The organism is Nocardioides sp. cx-173, from assembly GCF_021117365.1.
Classification (GTDB): domain Bacteria; phylum Actinomycetota; class Actinomycetes; order Propionibacteriales; family Nocardioidaceae; genus Nocardioides.
On sequence record NZ_CP088262.1, the window covers coordinates 2,425,674 to 2,447,509 of the forward strand.

A 21,836-nucleotide genomic window follows, 5' to 3' on the forward strand; every position below is an offset into this window, starting at 1 on the left:
GTCAGCCAGCACCGTCCAAGACGGCTCGCAGCCTGGCGGCGAAGGCCTCCGGCTGTCCGGCGTACCCGTGCTCGCCGCCGAGGAACCCGCCGTGGTGGCTGGGGAACACGGTCGCCTCCTGGCCGAGCAGCGCGGCGGTCGCGAGGGACGTGCGTCCGGTGAAGGTGCCGGCCGACTCCTCCCCCACGGCGACCACGACCCGGGTGGGCGCGGCCGCCAGGGCTGCCGCGTCCGGCCGGTACCCGCTGACGGCCCACGAGCGGTCCGAGAGCAGGGGGTCGTCACGGGTGCCGTCGTCCTCGCTCGGCAGCCCGAAGGACGCCGGGTCCGGCGCGGGGCGCGCGAAGTACTCGTCGGTGTACTCCCCCTGCCAGGAGGTCATCGCGATGAAGGTCGCCATGCCCGCGCCCATCCCGCTGGCCTCGTAGGCGTCGCGCACGGCCGCGCGGGCGCGCTCGGCGGCCTCGGCGTCGGGCAGCACCGGGATCAGCGGCGGCTCGTGCGCGACCAGCGCGAGCACGTCGCCGGGGTACGCCGTGACGAGCGCGAGGCCGGTCACCGCGCCGCCGCTGCTGCCGAACAGGTCCACGGGGCCGGCTCCGAGCGCCTCCACGAGCGCGTGCAGGTCCTCGGCCTGCGACTCCGGCGTGTGGTCGAGCCGTCCGTCCTTGCGGGTGCTGCGGCCCAGGCCGCGGGGGTCGTAGGTGACCACCGTGCGGTCCGGGAGCAGCGAGGCCAGCGTGGCGAACCCGCCGGCGTCCATCGGCTGGCCGACGAGGAGCAGCGGGGGTCGTCCGTCGGCGCTGGGCAGCGGGCCGTAGACGTCGTAGGCGAGGTCGACCTCGGGGGTCTCGAGCACGTGGGTGGTGGGCATGCACGATGGACCGGGGCCGCCTGGCAAACTCATCGCTCCCGGGCGCGGACCAACCAGGCGCACAGGCCCCACAGCGCGACGAACATGGCGTTGACGCCCAGGACGTCGACGACCGAGGAACCCTCCGGCGGCAGGCCTGTGGCGAGGGCCGCGGCGGTGACCGCGGCCTGGGTGGCGGCGGTGGCGAGCAGCGTGAGCGCCATCCCGGGCGACCGGAGCCGGGAGAGGGCGGCGCCGAGCACCAGGACGGCGAGGACGGCGGCGTAGACCCGGTCGGGGCGTCCCCCGGGCCCCAGAATGCCGAGGGCGCCCGAGGCGAGCACCAGGAAGAGCGCCGTCGCGCCGGTGAGGGCGAGACCGAGCCGGTGGCGGGTCATCGGTCCACGTTCGCTGCGAAGGTCATGCGTCCGACGCTAGGGACGGCGCCGGTGAGGAGGTGGTCAGGACGTGTGGAGGTCCTGTGCAGGTTGCCGCACGTGGCGCCACTCGCGGGCGAGGTGGAGTGCCAGCAGTCCGAGTACGGCACCGATCACCGACCCGACGCTGTTGGCCAGCCAGTCGTTGGTCGAGCACGAGCGCCCCAACGCGGGCAGCAGCGCCTGGACGGCCTCCACCGCCGCCGAGAGGCCGGTGCCGAAGGCCAGGGCCAGCGCCGGGCTCCGCGTCGCCACCGCAGCGAGCAGCACCGGCGCGACGAAGAGGACGACGTTGGCGGCCAGCTCGACCCGCGCGATCGTGGGCACGCTCCAGGCCACCTCGCAGCGTGAGTACAGCTGCCGGTCCACCGGCACCAGGGTCAGCAGCGCCACCGGGACGAGCGAGGCGCAGGTGAGCGCCCAGGCCAGCCCCCGCCGGGTGCTCAGCCAGGCCCCCGCGAACGGTCCGACGACCAGCAGCAGCGTGAGCGCCGCCGGGGACAGCCACGGGTGCTCGATGAGGATGGTGGTGATCACGAGTCGAGCCTAGGATCCGCCTCCGGGCGCGGCCTCCACCCTGGGTACCGACGCGTGGCCCGCAGGTGCCTGCTCAGCCCAGGAGCCGGCGCACCTCGGGCGAGGAGTAGAACGGCTCGAGCCGGGCGCGCACCAGCCGCTCGAGGTCGCCGGCCTCCCGCAGCGCGTCCACGACGCCGGGCGCGAGCCGCACCAGGTCGGCGACCAGCTCGTCCCGGTCCAGGTCGAGCTCGTCGAGCAGCTCCGGTGCCGTGTAGCCGCCGAAGCGCTCCAGGAGGGCGTCCACGACGGCGTCGCCGAGGCGCGCGACCTCCTCGTGGGCGAGGGTGGAGACGACGAGCTCGTGCACGGCGTCGACCAGCCCGGCGAGCTCCTTGCGCGTCGCCGGGTCCTCGACCCCGACGACCGGTCGCTCGGCCGCGAGGTCCCAGACCTGCAGGACCGCCGCGCGGGTCGTCGGGTCGCGCAGCGTCTCGATCACGATCCGGTTGAGGCGGCCCACGGCGAAGGAGCCGCCCTTGCCGACGGTGTCGCCGATCAGGCCCTCGAACTGCTTGTCGGCGGCGCCCATCATCCGCGACGCCGCGCTCGTCCCGAACGACATCAGGCTGCCCAGGCCCGGCACCTTGTCGGCGACGGCCTTGTTGGCCTGCAGCACCTCGCCGACGATGCGGCCCATGAAGCGCGAGGCCATCGTCCCCACCAGAGGGCTGGCCGTCAGCCGTGCCAGGCCGCGCTCCAACGCCGGCGTGAGCGCCAGGAGCTCGTCGAGCACGGCCGCGACCTGGTCGCGGTCGACGAGGTCGCCGAGCGGGTACGCCGCCGCCGGTCCGTCGTACACGACCTGGGCGGCGAGCTCGACGAAGCCGCCGACGGCCGCGCTGCCGGGCACCGTCGCGAGCGAGCGCGCGACGATCTCCTTGACGGCGTCGGCGTCGACCAGGTCCCCGATCGGGTGCCGGCCGGCGGCCTCGAGGGCATCCTGCGCCAGCCGGGTGACGGTCTCGGCCAGCCGGTCACCGCTCAGGTGCTCGAGGTGGAAGGCGACCTGGGCGTCGAGGAGCTGCTGCGCGAGGGACTCACTGGTGGGCACGGCATGACCGTACGGGAGCGGGTCAGACGTCGGCGACCAGCGGGACCACCTCGGTGCCGAGGAGCTCGATGCCGCGCAGCAGGTCCGCGTGGGCCAGTCGCGGGTTGGTCATCTGCAGCGAGAGCCGGTCCACGCCGCCCAGCTGGTCGGCGACGCGCCGGATCTTGTCCGCCACGGTCTGCGGGTCACCCATGAAGAACGCGCCGTCGGGGCCCGACGTCGCGTCGAACTGCGCGCGCGTGGGGCGCGGGAACCCGCGCTCGCGAGAGACCTTGGTGAACATCTCCTCCCAGCCCGGGTAGATGGTGTCGGCGGCCGCCCGGGTGCTCTCGGCCACGAAGCCGAACACGTGCAGCCCGACCTGGAGCCGCTCGGGCGGGTGGCCGGCCTGCGCGCCCGCACGCCGGTAGAGGTCGACGAGCGGGGCGAACTGGCGCGGCTCCCCACCGATGATCGCGACCATCAGCGGCAGGCCGAGCAGCCCCGCCCTGGCGAACGACTCCGGGGTGCCGCCGACACCGACCCAGATCGGGAGCGGGTCCTGGAGCGGTCGCGGATAGACCCGCTGCCGGTCCAGGGCCGGGCGGTGCCGCCCGGACCAGGTGACCTCCTCGTCGTCGCGCAGGCGCAGCAGCAGCTCGAGCTTCTCGGTGAAGAGCGAGTCGTAGTCGGCCAGGTCCAGCCCGAACAGGGGGAACGCCTCGGTGAACGAGCCGCGGCCCACAACCAGGTCGATCCGGCCCTTCGAGAGCAGGTCGAGGGTGGCGAACTGCTGGAAGACCCGCACCGGGTCGGCCGCGCTCAGCACGGTCACGGCGCTGCCGAGCCGGATCCGCTCGGTGCGGGCGGCCGCGGCGGCGAGGATCACCGGGGGCGCGGAGTCGTAGTACTCGCTGCGGTGGTGCTCCCCGATCCCGAACGAGTACAGGCCGACCCGGTCGGCGAGCGCGATCTCCTCGAGGAGGTGCTCCAGGCGCTCCGCGGGGCCGACGACGTGGCCCGTCCTCGGGTCGGTGACCGTGGACACGAAGCTGTCGACGCCGAGATGCATGCTGCGATTCAACCAGCATGCAACGATTCGGGCCGCCCGAGCGTCGTAGCGGGTAGACCTGGGGAGGGGCTCGATGCACGTGAGGTGTGCCGCACTCGCGGCGACGCTGGTCCTGGCGCTGTCCGCGTGCACCGGCCACGAGAACGGGCCGCCGTCACCCGCGGCCGCCGACCGGGCGGCCGCCGCGGCCGACGCCGCCGCCGCGTTCGTCGCCTTCGCCCAGGGCGAGGAGTCGCAGGTGCGGTGGGCGGGCGTCGTCCGCTACTACGTGCACGGCGCCCTGGTGGCGGAGTTCGTGCCCTCCTTCGCCGACGACCCCGACACCTGGGACGGCTGCCACGCCGGCGATACGACGTACGAGGGACGCGACTGCCCGGTCTCCCCGCTCTCGACCATCGGCCAGGACGAGGCGCCCGGCGCCGGACCGGTGGTGGAGGAGGCGGCCCCGCAGACGGTGGGGTGCACAGCCGACCTGCCGCGAGCCGACGTGGACGCGACCCCGCTGGCGTGGATCCGGCCGGACCCGGACCTGCGCGACTGCTTCAGCGACTACGCGGTGACGCTGTACCTCGACGACGACGAGCGGGTGAGCGCCGTCGACCTCGTGCTCAGCGGGCCCTAGCAGCATCCCGGCTCGGGTCCCTCGCCCGCGGACAGTCGGGTGACCACGGCGCCCGCAGGCGCCGACCTCGGGCGGGTGCCGTCCGAGGTGCCGGACAGGCGCCAGGCGCCCACCCCGTCGAAGATGCCGGGCCAGGGGGTCTCGTCGACCACCACGGAGGCTCCCTCCCCGCCACCCACGACCGTGCCGGGGTAGGCGGCGTGCAGCCGCTGCCAGCTGTCGCCGAGGCGGAGCCCAGAGCCGGCCAGGCTCACGTCGAGGCGGGTGGCGGCCTTCGCGGAGTCCTCGGTGGCCGCCCATCGCCGCCTGTCCGACAGCTCCCAGCCGCGCAACGCCAGCGCGCCCGCCTCGTCCCCGCCGAAGACCAGGCACAGCTGCCCCCAGCAGGCCACCGAGACCACGGGGTACCCCCAGCTCAGGGAGGTCGGGTCGTCGGCCTGCTCGAACCAGCCGTCGCTGCCCGGGATCTTGGCGTAGGAGATCGGGCCGACCGTGAGGTCGGGCTCGCCGAGCCGGGTCGTGACCGCGGCCAGCACGCCCTCGGCGGGGGCGCCGAACGCCTGGTCCCCGACGCCGTTGCCCGAGACGCGGACCGGGCGCTGGACCACGCTCTGGTCCGAGGTCGGCGCGGAGGTGGGCGCCGAGGTGGCCCGATCGGCGGGGTCCGGAGCCCCACCCCGCCCCTCGTCGCCGAGCCGGGAGGCGACGCCGATCCCTCCGATCGCCACCGCCACGGACGCCGCCACCGCGAGCACGCCTCGGGTGCGGTGGGAGCGGCGGCGGCGCCGGCCGTCCTGGAGGATCGCGTGGACGGGGGGCAGTGGGACATCGAGGTGCTGAGCCTCGTCGCGGAGCAGGTGCCGGAGCTGGTCGGTCATGACGGCGTCCCTTCGGTGCTGAAGTCGATGGAGTCGCCGAGGAGCGCCCGGAGCCTGCCGAGCCCCGCGGAGGTCTGGCTCTTGACGGTGCCCTCGCTGCACCCCAGGACCCGGGCGGCCTCGGCGACGCTCAGGTCCTCGTAGAAGCGGAGCACCACGACCGCGCGCTGCCGGGGCGGCAGGTCGCCCAGCGCGGCCATCAACGCCGGCCGCACCGAGTGGTCGGGTGAGTACGGCGTCTCCGGGAGGACGTCGGTCAGGTGCTCGGGGCGACGGGCCCGGCTGCGGAACCAGGACATGGCGGCGCGCACGACCGCGGTCCGCGCGTAGGCCCGGGCCGCGCCCAGGTCCCGCACCCGGTGCCACGAGACGTAGGTGTTGGTCAGCGCGGTCTGCACGAGGTCCTCGGCCAGGGCATGGTTGCCGACCAGGAGGTACGCCGTGCGGTACAGCGGCCCCCACGCCGCCGTCACGAGCGCGGCGTACTCCTCGTCCGTGCGCCGGCTGCTCACGGCGTCTCCCTCATGTTCACACCACTGAGGACGCCGGCGGAGCGGGTCCGGTTGGGCGGCGCACCCCAGGAGATCTCCGAGACGGCATCCCCATGGGCCACGGGCGTCAGGCCAGCACCTCGGCGATGGCGCGGACCTCTGCGGCGTCGCGGCAGCTGAGCAGCAGCGTGGTCACGCCGGTCTCCTCCCACTGCGCGGCGCGCTCCCTGACCTCGGAGGCGGTGCCGATGATGTGCATGTCGTCGACGAGGTCGTCGGGGATCAGCGCGACCGCTCGGTCCTTCTCCCCCTCGAGGTAGAGCCGCTGCACCTCGTCGGCGAGCGCCTCGTGGCCCATCCGCTCGAAGACCTGCTTGTGGAAGTTCTGGGCCTTGGCGCCCATGCCTCCCATGTAGAGGGCGACCACCGGCTTCATCCCCGCGAGCACCGCGGCCTTCTCCTCGGACCCGGAGACGATCTGTACGTGGCAGGTGGCGGCGATCTCGAAGTCGTCGCGCGTACGACGGGCGCCCGGCCGCGCGAAGCCCTCGTCGAGCCAGGGCTGGTACATCGCCGCGGAGCCGGGTGTGTAGAAGATCGGGATCCAGCCGTCGGCGATCTCGGCCGTCTGCGCGACGTTCTTGGGCCCCTCGGCGCCGAGCCAGATCGGGATGTCGGCGCGCAGCGGGTGCACGATCGGCTTGAGCGGCTTGCCCAGGCCGACCGAGCCGGGGCCGGCGTACGGCAGCGGGTAGTGCGGCCCGTCGTTGGTGACCTTCTCCTCACGGGCCAGGACCTGCCGGATGATGTCGACGACCTCGCGGGTGCGCGCCAGCGGCTTGGAGAACGGCTGGCCGTACCAGCCCTCGACGACCTGGGGCCCGCTCACGCCCATGCCCAGCACGACCCGCCCGCCACTGAGGTGGTCGAGGGTCAGCGCATGCATCGCGATGGAGGTCGGAGTGCGGCCGGACATCTGGACGATCGAGGTCCCGAGGCGCAGCCTCGAGGTCTCGCGACCCCACCAGGCCAGGGGCGTGAACGCGTCGGAGCCCCACGCCTCGGCGGTGAAGATCGCGTCGAAACCGGCGTCCTCGGCCGCCGCGACCAGCTCCGCGGTCCCCGTCGGGGGCTGCGCGCCCCAGTAGCCGAGCTGCAGTCCGAGTTTCATGGCGCCCACCCTTCCAAACGCTTGCCCCGAAATCTAGAACGTGTTTCACTTTCGAACCATGTCCCGCACTCTGTCCGCGCCGGTCACGGTCGCCTTCGACTACACCAGATCCACCGGGCCGGTGCTCGGCCGGTTCCTCACCGGGCTGCGCGACGGGGTGCTCGTGGGCGCTCGCACCTCGCAGGGCGAGGTGGTCGTCCCACCGCTGGAGTACGACCCCGTGACCCACGAGCAGACGGCCGACTTCGTGGAGGTCGAGCCGGTCGGGACGGTCACGTCGTGGTCCTGGGTCCCGGAGCCGGTCGCGGGACAGCCCTTCGACCGGCCGTTCGCCTTCGCGCTGGTCACCCTCGACGGCGCGACGAGGCCGATGCTGCACGCCGTCGACGTCGCCTCCCCCGCCGAGATCCGCACCGGGATGCGGGTGCAGGTGCGCTGGGCCGAGGAGCGGGTCGGGCACATCACCGACATCGCATGCTTTGAGCCCGAAGCCGGCCGCGACGAAGGAGCGGACGGCGCCACGGAGCTGTCGAGACCCGGTGAGGCGGACGCGGACGGTGGTTTCGAGGCTCCCTTCGAGGCTCGCGGGCTCGCACCTCAGGACGAGCGCTCCGCTCGCACCTCAACCACCGAGGGCGACGTGACCGGGGTGGTCACCCCGGTCTCGCTCGACTACGTGTACGCCGCCTCGCCTGAGGAGTCGACGTTCTACCGCGGTCTCGACGAGGGCCGGATCCTGGCCCAGCGCTGCCCGACCTGCGACAAGGTCTACGTGCCGCCGCGCAGCGCCTGCCCCACCGACGGGACGCCGACCGAGGGCGAGGTCGAGCTCAGTGGGCTGGGCACGATCACGACGTTCTGCATCGTCAACGTGCCGTTCCTGGGCCAGAAGATCGCGCCACCGTACGTCTCGGCGTACGTGCTGCTCGACGGCGCCGACATCGCCCTGCTCCACCTGATCCTGGGCGTGCCGGCCGACGAGGTCCGGATGGGCATGCGCGTCGAGGCGGTGTGGAAGCCCCGCGAGGAGTGGGCGTACTCGCTCGAGAACATTGACCACTTCGCGCCCACCGGCGACCCGGACGCGGACTACGACACCTACCAGCGCCACCTCTGAGGACGAGAACATGAGAGACGTCGCCGTCGTCGGGTTCGCCCAGCGACAGATGCCGGACTTCGACGGGTCCCCGACCTGTGTGGAGATGCTGGTCCCGATCCTGGCCGAGTGCTACGAGCAGACGGGGTGGACGCGGCGCGACGTCGGCTTCTGGTGCTCCGGCTCCTCCGACTACCTCGCCGGGCGCTCGTTCTCGTTCGTGCAGGCGGTCGACGCGATCGGCGTGACCCCGCCGATCAACGAGTCGCACGTCGAGATGGACCTGGCCTGGGCGATGTACGAGGCCTGGATCAAGATCCAGACCGGCGAGGTCAACACCGCCCTGGTCTACGCGTTCGGCAAGAGCTCGGCCGGGGTCCTGCGCCGGACTCTGGCGCTCCAGCTCGACCCCTACACGATGACCCCGCTGTGGCCCGACACCGTGTCGCTGGCCGGGCTGCAGGCCCGTGCCGGCATCGACGCGGGGCTCTGGGACGAGCGGGCGATGGCCGAGGTCGCGCACCGCTCGCTCACCGACGCGGAGAAGAACGACCACGCGATCCGCAAAGGCGGCTCGTCGGTCGCGGACCTGCTCGCCCGGCCGATGTACGCCGACCCGCTGCGCAAGCACGACTGCGCGCCCGTCACCGACGGCGCGGCGGCGCTGGTGCTCGCCGCCGGCGACCGGGCGCGCGACGTACGGGATCGGCCGGCCTGGATCACCGGCCTGTCCCACTTCGTCGACTCCCCCGGGCTCGGCACTCGAGACCTCACCCGCGCCCCCAGCGCGGCCAACGCCGCGGCCAGGCTCGACCTCGACGGCGTCGAGGTGGCCGAGCTGCACGCGCCGTTCAGCCACCAGGAGCTGGTGCTGCGCCGCGAGCTCGGCCTGGCCGACGACGTGCGCATCAACCCGTCCGGCGGCGCGCTGGCCGGCAACCCGATGTTCTCCGGCGGCGGCATCCGCATCGGCGAGACCGCGCAGCGGATCTGGTCGGGAGAGATCGGCAAGGGGGTCGGCCACGCCACCTCGGGCGCAGCCCTGCAGCAGAACCTCCTGTGCGTCCTGGACGCCGACAACGGAAGGGTCGGTGCGTGATGGGCAAGCAGCTCGCCGCCGTGGTCGGCATCGGCCAGACCCACCACCGCGCCAAGCGCCAGGACGTCTCGATGGCGGGCCTGTGCCGCGAGGCCATCGATCGGGCCCTGCTCGACGCGAACCTCACCCTCGACGACATCGACGCGATCGTCGTGGGCAAGGCGCCGGACCTGTTCGAGGGCGTGATGATGCCCGAGCTGTTTCTGGCCGAGTCGCTCGGAGCGGCGGGCAAGCCGCTGCTGCGCGTGCACACCGCGGGCTCGGTCGGCGGCTCGACCGCGATCGTGGCGGCCTCGCTCGTGCAGTCCGGCGTGCACCGGCGAGTGCTGACCGTGGCCTACGAGAAGCAGTCGGAGTCGAACGCGATGTGGGCGCTGTCGGTGCCGCTGCCGTTCAACATGCCGGTGCACGCGGGAGCCGGCGGCTACTTCGCGCCGCACGTGCGCTCCTACATCCGCCGCTCCGGGGCGCCCACCCACGTGGGTGCGGTCGTCGCCGCCAAGGACCGCACCAACGCGCTGAAGAACCCCTACGCCCACCTGCGGCACGAGGGGACGACCGTGGAGTCGGTGCTGGCCTCGACGATGCTGTGGGACCCGATCCGCTACGACGAGACGTGCCCGTCCTCCGACGGCGCCTGCGCGCTGGTCGTCGTCGACGAGGACACCGCCGCCGCCTCGCCCAACCCGGCCTGGATCCATGGGACGGTGATGCGCTCGGAGTCGACCTCGGCTGCCGAGCGCGACCAGGTCAACCCGTTGGCCTCCCGTGACGCCGCGGCGTACCTGTGGAAGCAGGCCGGGATCACCGATCCGTTCGCGCAGATCGACGCCGCCGAGATCTACGTGCCGTTCTCGTGGTTCGAGCCGATGTGGCTGGAGAGCCTCGGCTTCGCCGGCGAGGGCGAGGGCTGGAAGCTCACCGAGTCGGGCGAGACGGCCATGACGGGGCGGCTGCCGGTCAACTGCTCCGGCGGCGTGCTGTCGTCCAACCCGATCGGCGCGTCCGGGATGCTGCGCTTCGGCGAGGCCGCACTGCAGGTGCGCGGTGCCGCCGGCGAGCACCAGGTCGACGGCGCGCGGCGGGCGCTGGGCCATGCGTACGGCGGCGGCTCGCAGTTCTTCGCGATGTGGGTCGTGGGCGCGGACAAGCCGACGAGCTGAGCGTTCGCCCACCGCGAAAGGCGCGGACGCGGGCGCGGCGGCGAGCCTAGGCTCCGTCCATGGGTGAGCTGATCTCGTTCCCGAAGCCGGCCGCGGCCCCCGAGCCGACGGCCGAGCCGCTCTGGCGCGTGGCCGTGGGCCGCGAGCTGCGAGAGGCGCGCACCGCCGAGGGCCGGACCCTGGCCGACGTGGCGGGCGACGCCGGCGTGTCCACGCAGTACCTCTCCGAGGTCGAGCGCGGCCGCAAGGAGCCGAGCTCGGAGGTGCTCTCCGCCGTGAGCGGAGCCCTCGGCCTGCGGCTGGTCGACCTCACCGCGCGGGTGACCCGCCGGCTCGCTGCCCGGCCGAGCGGCCCGGTCTGCCTCGCCGCCTGATCACGGCAGCGGCAGCCGGCCCCAGGTTCCGCGCGGAGGTCAGGCTGGGAGCGTCGACGGCTTGCGGCTGCCCAGGACGGCGTCCGCCAGCCCGTAGGCGACGGCCTCCTGCGCGCTCAGGATGAGGTCGCGCTCGGTGTCCTCGCGCAGCCGCTCGACGCTCTGGCCGGTGTGCCGCGCCAACACCTGCTCCATCTCGGCGCGCAGCCGGACGATCTCCTTGGCCTGCAGCGCCAGGTCCGGGAGCGTGCCCTGTCCCCCGCCCGAGGGCTGGTGCAGGACCACGCGCGAGCGCGGCAGGACGGTACGCCGACCGGCCGCTCCGCCCGCGAGCAGGAGCGCCGCCGACGACGCGGCCTGCCCGACGCAGGTCGTCCCGACCGGGGAGTGGATGAACTGCATCGTGTCGTAGATCGCCAGCGTCGCGGTCACCGAGCCGCCCGGGGAGTTCAGGTACAGGTCGATCTGGGTGTCGGGGCGCTCCGACTCGAGGTGCAGCAGCTGGGCGATGACGACGTTGGCCACGCCGTCGTCGATCTCGGTCCCGACGTAGACGATGCGGTCGCTCAGCAGCCGGCTGTAGATGTCGACGGCCCGCTCGCCGCGCGGGGTCTTCTCGACGACGCTGGGGATCGGGTAGCTGCTCATCGGTGGATCCCGAAGCTCGCGCTGCCACGGGCCGGCGTGACGGCCTCGAGGTCGGTCAGGACTTCGTCGACGAAGCCGTAGGCGCGCGCCCCCTCGGCGGTGAACCACCGGTCGCGCAGGGCGTCCTGCTCGACCTTCTCCACCGGCTGGCCGGTGTGCTCGGCGATGAGCCCCATCACCACGTTCTTGGTGTGCTCGAGGTTCTCTGCCTGGATCTCGATGTCGATGGCGGTGCCGCCGATGCCGGCGGAGCCCTGGTGCATCAGCACCCGGGAGTGCGGCAGCGCGTAGCGCTTGCCGGGCGCGCCGGCCGAGAGCAGGAACTGGCCCATGCTCGCCGCGAGGCCCAGCGCCAGCGTGCTGACGTCGTTGGGGATGAGTCGCATGGTGTCGTAGATCGCCAGCCCGGAGGAGACCGAGCCGCCGGGCGAGTTGATGTAGAGGCTGATGTCGCGGTGCGGGTCCTCGGCGGAGAGCAGGAGCAGCTCGGCGCACAGGCGGTTGGCGATCGCGTCGTCGACCTCCTGGCCGAGGACGATGATCCGCTGCTGGAGCAGCCGGCCGGTCAGCTGGTCGTCGTAGGAGCCGGTCAGGGCCGGAGTGGCGGGAGTGGTCATGGCGCCAGCCTGTCCGGCGTACGCCGTGGGAGCCAGGGAATCTGCCGAGGGCGGTTCTGCCGTCAGCGGCAGGACTCCGTAGGCTCGTGACGTGATCGAGCTCCGTACCCCGACCCAGATCGAGCAGATGCGTCCCGCCGGCCGCTTCGTCGCCTCGGTCATCACCGCGCTGTCCGAGAAGGCCGACGTCGGGGTCAACCTGCTCGAGCTGGACGCGCTGGCCCACGACATGATCCGCGCCGCGGGAGCCGAGTCCTGCTACATCGACTACCACCCGTCCTTCGGCGCCATGCCGTTCGGCAAGGTGCTGTGCACCTCGGTCAACGACGCGGTCCTGCACGGCCTCCCCCACGACTACGTGCTGCAGGACGGCGACCTGCTCTCGGTCGACTTCGCCGCCAGCGTCGACGGGTGGGTGGCCGACTCCGCGCTGTCCGTCGTCGTCGGCACCCCGCGCCAGGAGGACCTCGACCTGATCGAGACCACCGGCCGCGCGCTCGACGCGGGCATCGCGGCCGCGACGGTCGGCAACCGGATCGGCGACATCTCCGCCGCGATCGGCGGGGTCGCGCACGACGCCGGCCTGCGGGTCAACCTGCAGTTCGGCGGCCACGGCGTCGGTCGCACCATGCACGGAGACCCGCACATCGCCAACGACGGGCGCGCCGGCCGCGGTCTCAAGCTCCGCCCCGGCCTCGTCATCGCGATCGAGCCGTGGTTCCTGCACACCACCGACGAGATCTACATCGACAAGGACGGCTGGACGATCCGCAGCCAGGACGGCTCCCGCGGGGCGCACATGGAGCACACCGTCGCCATCACCGCCGACGGCCCGCTCATCCTGACCGCCCGGGACTGACCCCTCCGCCTCAGCCGGCGACGACCTCGAGCAGCTGCTCGCCCCACTTGTCGAGCTTGCCCGCGCCGATGCCCGAGATCGTGGCGAGCTCGTCGAGCGAGGCCGGGGTCATCGCGGCGACGCTGCGCAGGGTGGCGTCGTGGAAGACGACGTACGCCGGGAGGCCGGCGTCCTTGGCGGTGGCGGCCCGCCAGGCGCGCAGCCGCTCGAACAGCTCCTCGCCGGGGGTGTCCAGGGGTACGGCGCCGGCGACCTTGCTCTTGGCGGCCCGCCGCCGGCTCGGCGCCCGGGTCTCGGTGCGCAGGGAGACCGCCCGCTCCCCGCGCAGCACGGCGTGGGACTCCTCGGTCAGCTCGAGGGTGCCGTAGCCGTCGGTGCCGACCGCGAGCAGGCGCTGGGCCAGGAGCTGGCGGACGACGCCGCGCCAGCCCGCCTCGTCGAGCTCGGTCCCGATGCCGAACACTGTGAGCGAGTCGTGCCCCAGCGAGGTGACGCGCTCGGTGGCCCGGCCGAGCAGGATGTCGATGACGTGCCCGGCGCCGTAGCGCTGCCGGCGCTGCGCGAGGCGCACCACGGCCGAGAGCAGCTTCTGTGCGGGGACCGTCCCGTCGAAGGTCGCCGGCGGGGTGAGGCAGGTGTCGCAGTTGCCGCAGGGCTCGCCGTCCTGACCGAAGTAGGCCAGAAGCTGCCGGCGGCGGCACTCCGCGGTCTCGCACAGCGCGAGCATGGCGTCGAGGTGCTGGCCCAGGCGCCGGCGGTGGGCGGTGTCGCCCTCGGAGGTGTCGATCATCTTGCGCTGCTGGACCACGTCGGCCAGGCCGTAGGCCAGCCACGCGGTCGCCGGCAGCCCGTCGCGGCCCGCGCGGCCGGTCTCCTGGTAGTAGCCCTCGACCGACTTGGGCAGGTCCAGGTGCGCCACGAACCGCACGTCCGGCTTGTCGATGCCCATGCCGAACGCGATCGTGGCCGTGATGACGAGCCCGGGCTCGCGCAGGAAGCGGCGCTGGTGGTCCGCGCGCACGCGGGCGTCCAGGCCGGCGTGGTACGGCAGCGCCGGGATGCCCTGGGCGGTGAGGTACTGCGCGGTCTGCTCCACGGACTTGCGGGAGAGGCAGTAGACGATGCCCGAGTCGCCGGCGTGCTCGGTGCGCAGCAGGTGCAGGAGCTGGGCGCGCGGGTTGTCCTTGCCGACGATGCGGTACTCGATGTTGGGGCGGTCGAAGCTCGACACGAACTGCGCGGCGTCGGTGAGGCCGAGCCGCGTGACGATCTCGCGCCGCGTCGCGTCGGTGGCCGTGGCGGTCAGAGCCACGCGCGGCACCTCCGGCCACCGCTCGCCCAGCACGCTGAGCGTGAGGTAGTCGGGCCGGAAGTCGTGGCCCCACGAGGAGACGCAGTGGGCCTCGTCGATGGCGAACAGCGCGACCCTGCCGCGGCCGAGCAGCGCGAGCGTGTCGGGCACCGAGAGTCGCTCGGGGGCGAGGTAGAGCAGGTCGAGCTCCCCGGCGACGTACGCCTCCTCGACGGCGCGCCGCTCCGGCAGCGTCTGGGTGGAGTTGAGGTACGCCGCCCGGACGCCGAGCGCGTCGAGGGCGTCGACCTGGTCGGCCATGAGCGCGATCAGAGGTGAGATCACCACCCCCGTGCCCTCACGGACCAGCGCCGGGACCTGGTAGCACAGCGACTTCCCGCCGCCGGTCGGCATCAGCACCAGCGCGTCGTCACCGCGGACCAGGGTGTCGATGATCGCGGCCTGCTCGCCCCGGAACGACTCGTAGCCGAAGACCGTGCTCAGCACCTCGGCCGGCGTCCGCACAGAACTCATGGCGACCATCGTGCCGTGTCCCGCCGACGTCACCCGCATCCCACCCCGGCTTGCGGTACATCGTCGGCTCACCGGGCCTCGACAGGCTCCGTCACGACCTCGCAAGCTCGGTCGTGGTCGCCGCTCGACCACCGACGATCGGGTCTGCTGGCGCGGCCCCGATCAGGCGTACCTGACCTGGAGCTCCTTGAGACCGTTGACCCAGGAGTGGCGCAGGCGGACGGGGTCGGCGAGCTTGGTGATGTCGGGGGCGTGGTCGGCGAGCGCATCGAAGATGACCCGGATCTCCTGGCGGGCCAGGTTGGCGCCCAGACAGTAGTGCGCGCCGTGCCCGCCGAAGCCGAGCTGGGGGTTGTCCTGGCGGGTGATGTCGAACCGGAACGGGTCCTCGAACACCTCGGGGTCGAAGTTGGCGGCGGCGTAGAAGAGGGCCGCGCGCTGGCCCTTCCTGATCGTGACGCCCTCGACCTCCACGTCGGCGAGTGCGGTGCGCTGGAAGACGTTGACCGGCGTCGCCCACCGCACGACCTCGTCGACCATGGTGCTCGGCCGGTCGCGCTTCCAGATCTCCCACTGCTCGGGGTTGTCCAGGAAGGCGTTCATGCCGTGGGAGATGGCGTTGCGGGTGGTCTCGTTGCCGGCGACGGCCAGCAGGATCACGAAGTAGCCGAACTCGTCGTCGTTGAGCCCCCGCTCGCCCTTGTGGGCGTTGATCAGCTTGGTGATCAGGTCGTCGCGGGGGTTGGCCTGCCGGTCGGCGGCCAGCATCATGGCGTAGCCGAGGATCTCGGCGGCGGCGACGTCGTTGTTGCCGGCGTAGTCCGGGTCCTCGCCCGCGAGCATCTGGTTGGACCAGTCGAAGAGCTTGTGCCGGTCCTCCTGCGGTACGCCGATCAGGTCCGCGATCGCCTGGAGCGGCAGCTCAGCCGCGATCTCCTCGACGAAGTTGCCGGTGCCGCGCTCCACGGCGGCCTGCACGATGCTCTTCCCGCGGGCGACCATCGTCGCCTCGAGCTCGCCGATCGAGCGCGGCGTGAAGCCACGCGAGATGATGGCGCGGGTGGCGGTGTGCTCCGGCGGGTCCTGGTTGATCAGGATCACCCGCTGCAGCTCGATCTGCTCGCGCTCCATCGCGCCGGGGAAGCGGATGATGGCCCCGTTCTCGTAGGTCGACCAGCTCTTGCTGTCCTTGGAGATCGCCGAGACGTCGGCATGCCGGGTGATGGCGTAGTAGCCGGTCCCCGACTCCGGCGAGAACCCGCTCCTGCTCGCCTCGTCCTGCTCCACCCACAGCACCGGGGCCGTACGGCGGGCGGCGGCGAACTCGTCGTACGGGACACCCTCGAGGTTGACGTCCGGGTCGGTGAAGTCGAACCCCTCGGGGATGACGTCGGATGCGGTCACGGCGGGTCGCCTCTCATTTCTGGAACACGTTCTACCTGAACGAGACTACATACTCTCGGTATATCCGCAAAGGCTTCCGTGCCCGTTTCGGGCGCAGGCCCGCCTCGGGGCGCCCGCCCCCTTGTCGATCAATGAGAACCTGTTCTAGTTTTGTCACCATGGGCACCCCGGTGATCGTCGACGCTGTCCGCACCCCTCTGGGCAAGAGGAACGGCTGGCTCGCCGGCGTCCACCCCGCGGTGCTGTTGGGGCTCGTGCAGGCGGAGGTGCTGCGCCGGGCCGGCATCGACTCAGAGCTCGTCGACCAGGTGGTCGGCGGCTGCGTCACCCAGGCCGGGGAGCAGTCCAACGACATGGTGCGCCGCGCCTGGCTCCACGCCGGCCTCGCCCAGCGCACCGGCGCCACCGCCATCGACGCACAGTGCGGGTCCGGGCAGCAGGCCGCGCACCTGGTCCACGACATGGTCGCGGCCGGCACCATCGACGTCGGGATCGCGTGCGGGGTCGAGTCCATGTCCCGCATCCCCCTCGGAGCCAACGTCCCGCCGGGTATGGGCGACCCCCGGCCCGACGACTGGACGATCGACCTGCCCAACCAGTTCGAGGCGGCGGACCGGATCGCCCGCCACCGCGAACTGACCCGCGCCGACCTGGAGGCCTTCGGACTGGCCTCGCAGGAGAAGGCCCGCACCGCCACGGACGAGGGCCGCTTCAAGCGCGAGATCGCACCGCTCGAGGCTCCCGTGCTCGACGGCCAGGGAGCCGCGAGCGGCGAGACCCGGACGGTGGACAGCGACCAGGGCCTGCGCGAGACCACGCTCGAGGGCCTGGCCCAGCTGCGCGCCGTACTCCCCGAGGGGCTGCACACCGCGGGCACGTCCTCGCAGATCTCCGACGGCGCCTCGGCGGTGCTGATCATGGACGAGGACCGGGCCCGCGAGCTCGGGGTGAGGCCCCGAGCCCGGATCGTCAGCCACTGCCTGGTCGGCGCCGACCCCTATTTCCACCTCGACGGGCCGATCCAGGCGACCCAGCGCGTCCTCGACCGGACCGGCATGAGCATCTCGGACTTCGATCTGTTCGAGGTCAACGAGGCCTTCGCGTCGGTCGTGCTCTCGTGGGCCGGGCAGCACCGGGTCGACCTGGACCGCGTGAACGTCAACGGCGGTGCCATCGCGATCGGCCACCCCGTCGGCTCCACCGGCACCCGGCTCCTCACCACCGCCCTGCACGAGCTCGAGCGCCGCGACCAGTCGACCGCGCTCATCTCGATGTGCGCCGGCGGCGCCATGGCGACCGGCACCGTCATCGAGCGGGTCTGAGGTCCGCGCGGCGCGAGATTCACCGGCTAGGCGGTGAAACTCGTGCCTACGACATGCAGTTGCATGAAAGGAGCGCGAGTTTCCTACCTGAAGTAGCCGTCACGCGGCGTGGACGAGCAGCCGCCGGACCCGTGCCTCCGTCTGGGCGGGACGATCCAGGTCACTCCAGACCGGCCGGATCATCCGGAAGCCGGTGAGCTCACGCAGCTCGTCCTCGCGCTGCTTCTCCGCGAACACCACGTCGGCCGCAGAAGCCCCCGGCTTGAGCAGCCTCCCGTACTTGACGAACCCGTCGAACTCCGCCATGAGCCCGTGCTCGGGCCACGCGAAGTCCACGATGCCGACGAGCCGGTCGCCATCCCAGACCGGCCACTGCAGCACCGGCCGCGGGAGTCCCGCTCGCCACAGCAGGTAGAGAAACCGACTCTCCCCGACGCTCTCGAGCCGTCCATCGGCGAGCAGTACGACCAGGCGGACCGCGATCATGTGCGGCCACCGCTGCATCTCGGTGTAGCGCTCCATGAGCAGCTCAGGGGTGGTGAGGCCCTGGTGGAGATACCAGCTGGTGAGCACCAGTCCCGGCTCCGTCGCGATCCGCGAGCACGTGTCCAGGACCGTCCGCGTGGGCGTGGTCGCCCACGAGCCCCCGTCGCGACGCAGGTCCCCGACACGGAGGTCACCACCGTGGTGCACCACTCCGGCTGAGCGGCGGCCACCACCGACCAGGTGCGTGAGGTGCACCGAGCTCAGGTCGAGCCCCCAGTCGGGGGCGCCGTCCAGCATTGCCTGACTGGCATGCGAGAGGGCGACGTGCTGGCCGTACTGATCGAGGACCGCCCGACTCAGGACGACGTGCCGCTCGCGCCGGCCCAGGGTGGCCCACTGATCGCACGGCGCGTAGGCCCCTTGACGAATACGGCAGATGACTCCGGCGCGCACCAGGCGCCGCAGACAGAGCCCCGCGGGGTGGTGGGCTTTGAGGTGATCCTCAGTGCCTACACGTCGCTGCTCTCGATGGCGGCGACGGAGTCAGTATCGCTGGTGTCGTAGAGCTTGGCCATAGACCCCTCGGACAGGTAGCGGCGGTCGCCGGCGATCCACTCGTCGTGCATGTCGATCAGCACCGCCCCGACAAGGCGGATGACCGCGGCGGCGTTGGGGAAGATGCCCACGACCCGGGAGCGGCGCTTGATCTCCTTGTTGACCCGCTCGAGGGGGTTGGTGGACCAGATCTTGCGCCAGTGCTCGCGCGGGAACGCAGTGAACGCGGCACCTCGGCCTTCGCGTCGTCCATCAGGGGCCCGAGCTTGGGAAACCGGGCGGCGAGCTCGTCGCGGGTTCTGTCCCACGCCGCGTGACGTCCTCGGCGGTGGGTTGGGCAAAGATCATCCGGAACGCAGTCGCCACCAGCTCGGCCATTGGCCCTTGGGCACGTGCGCGAGCAGGTTGCGGGCGAAGTGGACCCGACACCATCTGTGCGCGACACCTGGAAGGCCCGCTTCCAACGCCTTGACCGGCCGGAGTGCTGGTCGCTGATCACCAGCCGCACCCCGGCCAGGCCGCGTTGCTTGAGGCTGAGCAGGAAGCTGCGCCAGAAGATCTCGTCCTCGCTGTCACCGACGTCCAGGCCGAGGATCTCTCGCTCGCCGGTCGCGGTGACGCCAGTGGCGACGATGACGGCCATCGACACGACCTGGCCGCCCTTGCCGGGGCGTTGCGGACGTGGAGGTAGGTCGCATCCAGGTAGATGTAGGGGAACTCGACGTGATCCAGAGTCCGGGTGCGGAACGCGCCGACGGTCTCGTCCAGGCCGGCGCAGATCCGCGAGACCTCGGACTTGCTGATCCCGGCCCCGCCCATCGCTTCGACCAGGTCGTCGACGCTGCGGGTGCTGATGCCGTGGACGTAGGCCTCCATCACCACCGCGTACAACGCTTGGTCGATGCGGCGGCGGGGCGAGGATGATCGGGAAGAACGACCCCTTGCGCAGCTTCGGGATCCGCAGCTCGACGTCGCCGGCCTTGGTGGTCAGCATCCGCGGCCGGTGGCCGTTGCGCTCAGTGACGCGGCCATCGGTGCGCTCATACGGTGCGGCACCGATCCGTTCGGCGGCTTCGAGCTCAATCAACTCCTGAAGCGCGACCCGGACCGAGTCGCGGACCAGATCGGCGCCATCACCGGCACGGAACGCCTCGAGGAGTTCGGACAGGGCAGACTGTGGCAAGGCCATCGGTGGCTCTCCTTCAATGTGTCTCTTGGTCGATACACACCGAAGATCCCGCCGATGGCCGTCTACGTCTTCACGCCTCGCCGCCAGCCCTCAAACCCCACCACTCCCCGGGACTCTCCTGCGCCGCAACGCATCATCGTCGACGCCGAGCCTCACGGCATCCCGTCGCAGCAGGTATCCATGGGGCTCCGCAAGGCCCATCAGCACGTCGAGCATGAGATGAGGATTCCCAGCCCGGCAGGCACTCCAATCCCGCGGCCTCCAGGCTGTGGATAGACCTTGCTGGTCGTACGAAACTCGCGCTGGTGTCATGCAGTTGCACGCCTCAAGCACGAGATTCACCGGGTAGGCGGTGAAACTCGCGCCCCTCAAACGCCGTAGACCGGCTCGGGGGCGGGGGCGGCGGCGAGCAGGTCGCGCAGGGCGGGGCCGACCGCGGCGGCGTCCCAGCGCCGGCCGAGGTCGCGGGCCGGGCCGTGGGACCAGGCGTTCTCGACGGTGATCCGTCCGCCGTCGACCTCGATGACCCGGCCGGTGACGTCCGCGGAGTCGACCGAGGCGAGCCAGGCCACGATCGGCGAGTTGTCCTCGGGCAGCGCCATGGCGGAGGTGTCGAAGGCCCCCTCGGTCATCCGGGTGCGCGCGACCGGCGCGATGGCGTTGACGGTGACGCCATAGCGTCCCAGCTCCTGCGCCGCGACGAGGGTGAGACCGGCGATGCCGGCCTTGGCGGCGGAGTACGTCGCCTGGCCGACGGAGCCCTGGAGTCCGGCGCCCGACGACGTGTTGACCACGCGGGCGGCGCGCTGGCGGCCCGCCTTGGCCTCGGCGCGCCAGTAGGCGCCGGCGTGCCGCAACGGCGCGAAGTGCCCCTTCAGGTGCACCCGGATGACCGCGTCCCAGTCCTCCTCCGAGGTGTTGACCAGCATCCGGTCGCGCACGAAGCCGGCGTTGTTGACCAGGACGTCCAATCCGCCGAAGGTGTCGAGGGCCTGCTGCACCATGGCCTGCGCCTGGGCGAAGTCGGCGACGTCCGCGCCGTTGGCGACCGCCCGCCCGCCGGCCGCCTCGATCTCGGCGACGACCTGGTCGGCCGGTGACTCCCCCGCGCCCTCCCCCGGACCCCTCTGGCCGGCGAGCGAGACGCCGTAGTCGTTGACCACCACGGCGGCGCCGTGCGAGGCCAGCTCGAGGGCGTGCGCCCGGCCGATCCCGCGCCCCGCGCCGGTGACGATCGCGACGCGACCCTCGAGAAGACTGCTCACTGCTGCTCCTTGGTCGCTGCGGAGAGGAAGGCCGGCGGCTCGCCGCCGCCGTGACACTCGATGCTCGCGCCCGAGACGTACGACGCCAGGTCGCTGGCCAGGAACACCGCGACGTGGCCGACCTCCTCGGGCCGGGCCATGCGACCGAGCGGGATCGTCGCCTCGATCGCGGCCACCTGGGAGTCGTCGCCGTAGTGGTCGCCGGTGTGCTCGGTGCGGCACAGGCCCACGTCGATTGCGTTGACCCGCACCCGCGGCGCCCACTCGACCGCCAGGGAGCGGGTCAGCGAGTCGAGCCCGGCCTTCGCGGCGCCGTAGGCCGCCGTGCCCGGCGAGGGGCGCAGCGCCGAGACCGACGAGACGTTGACGATCGCCCCGCCGCAGGGCTGCCGCTGCATGACCGCGTTGGCGGCCTGGGCGCAGATCAGCGGCGCCAGCAGGTTGAGACCGACCACCTTGTCGTGGAAGTGCGGCGACGCCTCGGCCGCCCGCGCGTACGGCGCACCGCCGGCGTTGTTGACGAGCACGTCCAGCCGGCCGTGCTCCGCGACGACCGCGTCGACGAGGGCGCGCACGGACTCCGGCTCCCGCACGTCGCACACGCGGTGGGCGGCGCCCGGCACCGGCGAGGCGTCCGAGCGCGAGCAGGTCACGACCGTGGCGCCGGCGGCCAGGAACGTCCGGGTGATGCCCAGCCCGATGCCCTGCGTCCCGCCGGTGACGAGGACGGCCCGTCCGGACAGGTCCAGCGAGAGCGACATGCTGCTAGGCTACCAAGCAAGCGTTAGGTTGCACAGGGAG

At 72.3% G+C, this 21,836-nt stretch carries 22 protein-coding genes and 1 pseudogene; 7 read left to right on the forward strand and 16 right to left on the reverse strand.

Annotated features, from left to right (window positions below):
- Position 1: 1 nt before the first annotated feature.
- The 5 genes from LQ940_RS11760 to LQ940_RS11780 all read right to left on the reverse strand — a co-directional run bounded on the left by LQ940_RS11760 (position 2) and on the right by LQ940_RS11780 (position 3,971).
- Positions 2-874, reverse strand: a complete 873-nt coding sequence (locus LQ940_RS11760; RefSeq protein WP_231243644.1) for an alpha/beta fold hydrolase — start codon at positions 872-874, stop codon at positions 2-4.
- Between the two features lie 29 nt (positions 875-903).
- Complete coding sequence (locus LQ940_RS11765; protein WP_231243645.1) at positions 904-1,251, reverse strand: hypothetical protein; 348 nt, start codon at positions 1,249-1,251, stop codon at positions 904-906.
- Positions 1,252-1,314: 63 nt separating this feature from the next.
- On the reverse strand, positions 1,315-1,827 hold the full coding sequence (locus LQ940_RS11770) for a VanZ family protein (protein WP_231243646.1): 513 nt from the start codon (positions 1,825-1,827) through the stop codon (positions 1,315-1,317).
- Positions 1,828-1,900: 73 nt separating this feature from the next.
- Positions 1,901-2,920, reverse strand: coding sequence for a hypothetical protein (locus tag LQ940_RS11775; RefSeq protein ID WP_231243647.1), 1,020 nt, complete (start codon positions 2,918-2,920; stop codon positions 1,901-1,903).
- A gap of 22 nt (positions 2,921-2,942) precedes the next feature.
- Positions 2,943-3,971 (reverse strand): Atu2307/SP_0267 family LLM class monooxygenase, encoded by a 1,029-nt coding sequence (locus LQ940_RS11780; RefSeq protein ID WP_231243648.1) that lies wholly within the window; start codon positions 3,969-3,971, stop codon positions 2,943-2,945.
- Positions 3,972-4,050: 79 nt separating this feature from the next.
- Here LQ940_RS11780 and LQ940_RS11785 point away from each other — a divergent pair, with 79 nt between their 5' ends.
- Entirely contained in the window at positions 4,051-4,593 is a 543-nt protein-coding gene (locus LQ940_RS11785) for a hypothetical protein (protein ID WP_231243649.1), read from the forward strand.
- Here the strand turns inward: LQ940_RS11785 and LQ940_RS11790 are convergent.
- The 3 genes from LQ940_RS11790 to LQ940_RS11800 all read right to left on the reverse strand — a co-directional run bounded on the left by LQ940_RS11790 (position 4,590) and on the right by LQ940_RS11800 (position 7,133).
- Complete coding sequence (locus LQ940_RS11790) at positions 4,590-5,471, reverse strand: hypothetical protein (protein WP_231243650.1); 882 nt, start codon at positions 5,469-5,471, stop codon at positions 4,590-4,592. The two genes, LQ940_RS11785 and LQ940_RS11790, sit on opposite strands and share 4 nt — an antisense overlap.
- Positions 5,468-5,983, reverse strand: a complete 516-nt coding sequence (locus tag LQ940_RS11795; RefSeq protein ID WP_231243651.1) for a SigE family RNA polymerase sigma factor — start codon at positions 5,981-5,983, stop codon at positions 5,468-5,470. The genes LQ940_RS11790 and LQ940_RS11795 overlap by 4 nt, the downstream gene beginning before the upstream one ends.
- Before the next feature lie 106 nt (positions 5,984-6,089).
- Positions 6,090-7,133, reverse strand: coding sequence for an LLM class F420-dependent oxidoreductase (locus tag LQ940_RS11800; protein WP_231243652.1), 1,044 nt, complete (start codon positions 7,131-7,133; stop codon positions 6,090-6,092).
- Positions 7,134-7,191: 58 nt separating this feature from the next.
- Here LQ940_RS11800 and LQ940_RS11805 point away from each other — a divergent pair, with 58 nt between their 5' ends.
- Genes LQ940_RS11805 through LQ940_RS11820 form a run of 4 tightly spaced genes read left to right on the forward strand, consistent with a single transcriptional unit; the run spans position 7,192 to position 10,865 of the window.
- A complete protein-coding gene (locus tag LQ940_RS11805) occupies positions 7,192-8,250 on the forward strand; it encodes a Zn-ribbon domain-containing OB-fold protein (protein ID WP_231243653.1) in 1,059 nt (352 codons plus the stop codon).
- Between the two features lie 10 nt (positions 8,251-8,260).
- A complete protein-coding gene (locus LQ940_RS11810) occupies positions 8,261-9,328 on the forward strand; it encodes a thiolase domain-containing protein (protein ID WP_231243654.1) in 1,068 nt (355 codons plus the stop codon).
- Positions 9,328-10,491, forward strand: a complete 1,164-nt coding sequence (locus LQ940_RS11815) for a thiolase domain-containing protein (RefSeq protein ID WP_231243667.1) — start codon at positions 9,328-9,330, stop codon at positions 10,489-10,491. The genes LQ940_RS11810 and LQ940_RS11815 overlap by 1 nt, the downstream gene beginning before the upstream one ends.
- Positions 10,492-10,550: 59 nt before the next feature.
- Entirely contained in the window at positions 10,551-10,865 is a 315-nt protein-coding gene (locus LQ940_RS11820; protein ID WP_231243655.1) for a helix-turn-helix domain-containing protein, read from the forward strand.
- A gap of 39 nt (positions 10,866-10,904) precedes the next feature.
- Here the strand turns inward: LQ940_RS11820 and LQ940_RS11825 are convergent, their stop codons facing one another.
- Positions 10,905-11,513: a ClpP family protease gene (locus LQ940_RS11825; RefSeq protein ID WP_231243656.1), complete on the reverse strand. Its 609-nt coding sequence runs from the start codon at positions 11,511-11,513 to the stop codon at positions 10,905-10,907.
- On the reverse strand, positions 11,510-12,130 hold the full coding sequence (locus LQ940_RS11830) for a ClpP family protease (protein ID WP_231243657.1): 621 nt from the start codon (positions 12,128-12,130) through the stop codon (positions 11,510-11,512). Before LQ940_RS11830 ends, LQ940_RS11825 begins: the two co-directional genes overlap by 4 nt.
- Positions 12,131-12,221: 91 nt before the next feature.
- Between LQ940_RS11830 and map the strand changes: the two genes are divergently transcribed.
- Positions 12,222-12,989, forward strand: coding sequence for a type I methionyl aminopeptidase (map, locus tag LQ940_RS11835; protein WP_231243658.1), 768 nt, complete (start codon positions 12,222-12,224; stop codon positions 12,987-12,989).
- Between the two features lie 10 nt (positions 12,990-12,999).
- Here map and recQ read toward each other — a convergent pair whose 3' ends face one another.
- Together recQ and LQ940_RS11845 are read right to left on the reverse strand one after the other, a co-directional pair.
- On the reverse strand, positions 13,000-14,814 hold the full coding sequence (gene recQ / locus LQ940_RS11840) for a DNA helicase RecQ (protein ID WP_231243659.1): 1,815 nt from the start codon (positions 14,812-14,814) through the stop codon (positions 13,000-13,002).
- A 162-nt stretch (positions 14,815-14,976) separates the two neighbouring features.
- Complete coding sequence (locus LQ940_RS11845) at positions 14,977-16,218, reverse strand: cytochrome P450 (protein WP_231243660.1); 1,242 nt, start codon at positions 16,216-16,218, stop codon at positions 14,977-14,979.
- A gap of 158 nt (positions 16,219-16,376) precedes the next feature.
- Here LQ940_RS11845 and LQ940_RS11850 point away from each other — a divergent pair, with 158 nt between their 5' ends.
- Entirely contained in the window at positions 16,377-17,540 is a 1,164-nt protein-coding gene (locus tag LQ940_RS11850; RefSeq protein WP_231243661.1) for a steroid 3-ketoacyl-CoA thiolase, read from the forward strand.
- A 99-nt stretch (positions 17,541-17,639) separates the two neighbouring features.
- Here the strand turns inward: LQ940_RS11850 and LQ940_RS11855 are convergent, their stop codons facing one another.
- The 4 genes and pseudogenes from LQ940_RS11855 to LQ940_RS11870 all read right to left on the reverse strand — a co-directional run bounded on the left by LQ940_RS11855 (position 17,640) and on the right by LQ940_RS11870 (position 21,796).
- The gene (locus tag LQ940_RS11855) at positions 17,640-18,323 is read right to left on the reverse strand and encodes a hypothetical protein (protein ID WP_231243662.1); all 684 of its coding nucleotides are present in this window, start codon (positions 18,321-18,323) and stop codon (positions 17,640-17,642) included.
- Positions 18,324-18,535: 212 nt separating this feature from the next.
- Positions 18,536-19,770: pseudogene (locus LQ940_RS11860) on the reverse strand (IS256 family transposase).
- Between the two features lie 368 nt (positions 19,771-20,138).
- Positions 20,139-21,035, reverse strand: coding sequence for an SDR family oxidoreductase (locus tag LQ940_RS11865; protein WP_231242807.1), 897 nt, complete (start codon positions 21,033-21,035; stop codon positions 20,139-20,141).
- Positions 21,032-21,796 carry an SDR family oxidoreductase gene (locus tag LQ940_RS11870; RefSeq protein WP_231242805.1) on the reverse strand — a complete coding sequence of 255 codons (765 nt, stop codon included), beginning with the start codon at positions 21,794-21,796 and terminating at the stop codon, positions 21,032-21,034. Before LQ940_RS11870 ends, LQ940_RS11865 begins: the two co-directional genes overlap by 4 nt.
- Positions 21,797-21,836 lie beyond the last annotated feature (40 nt).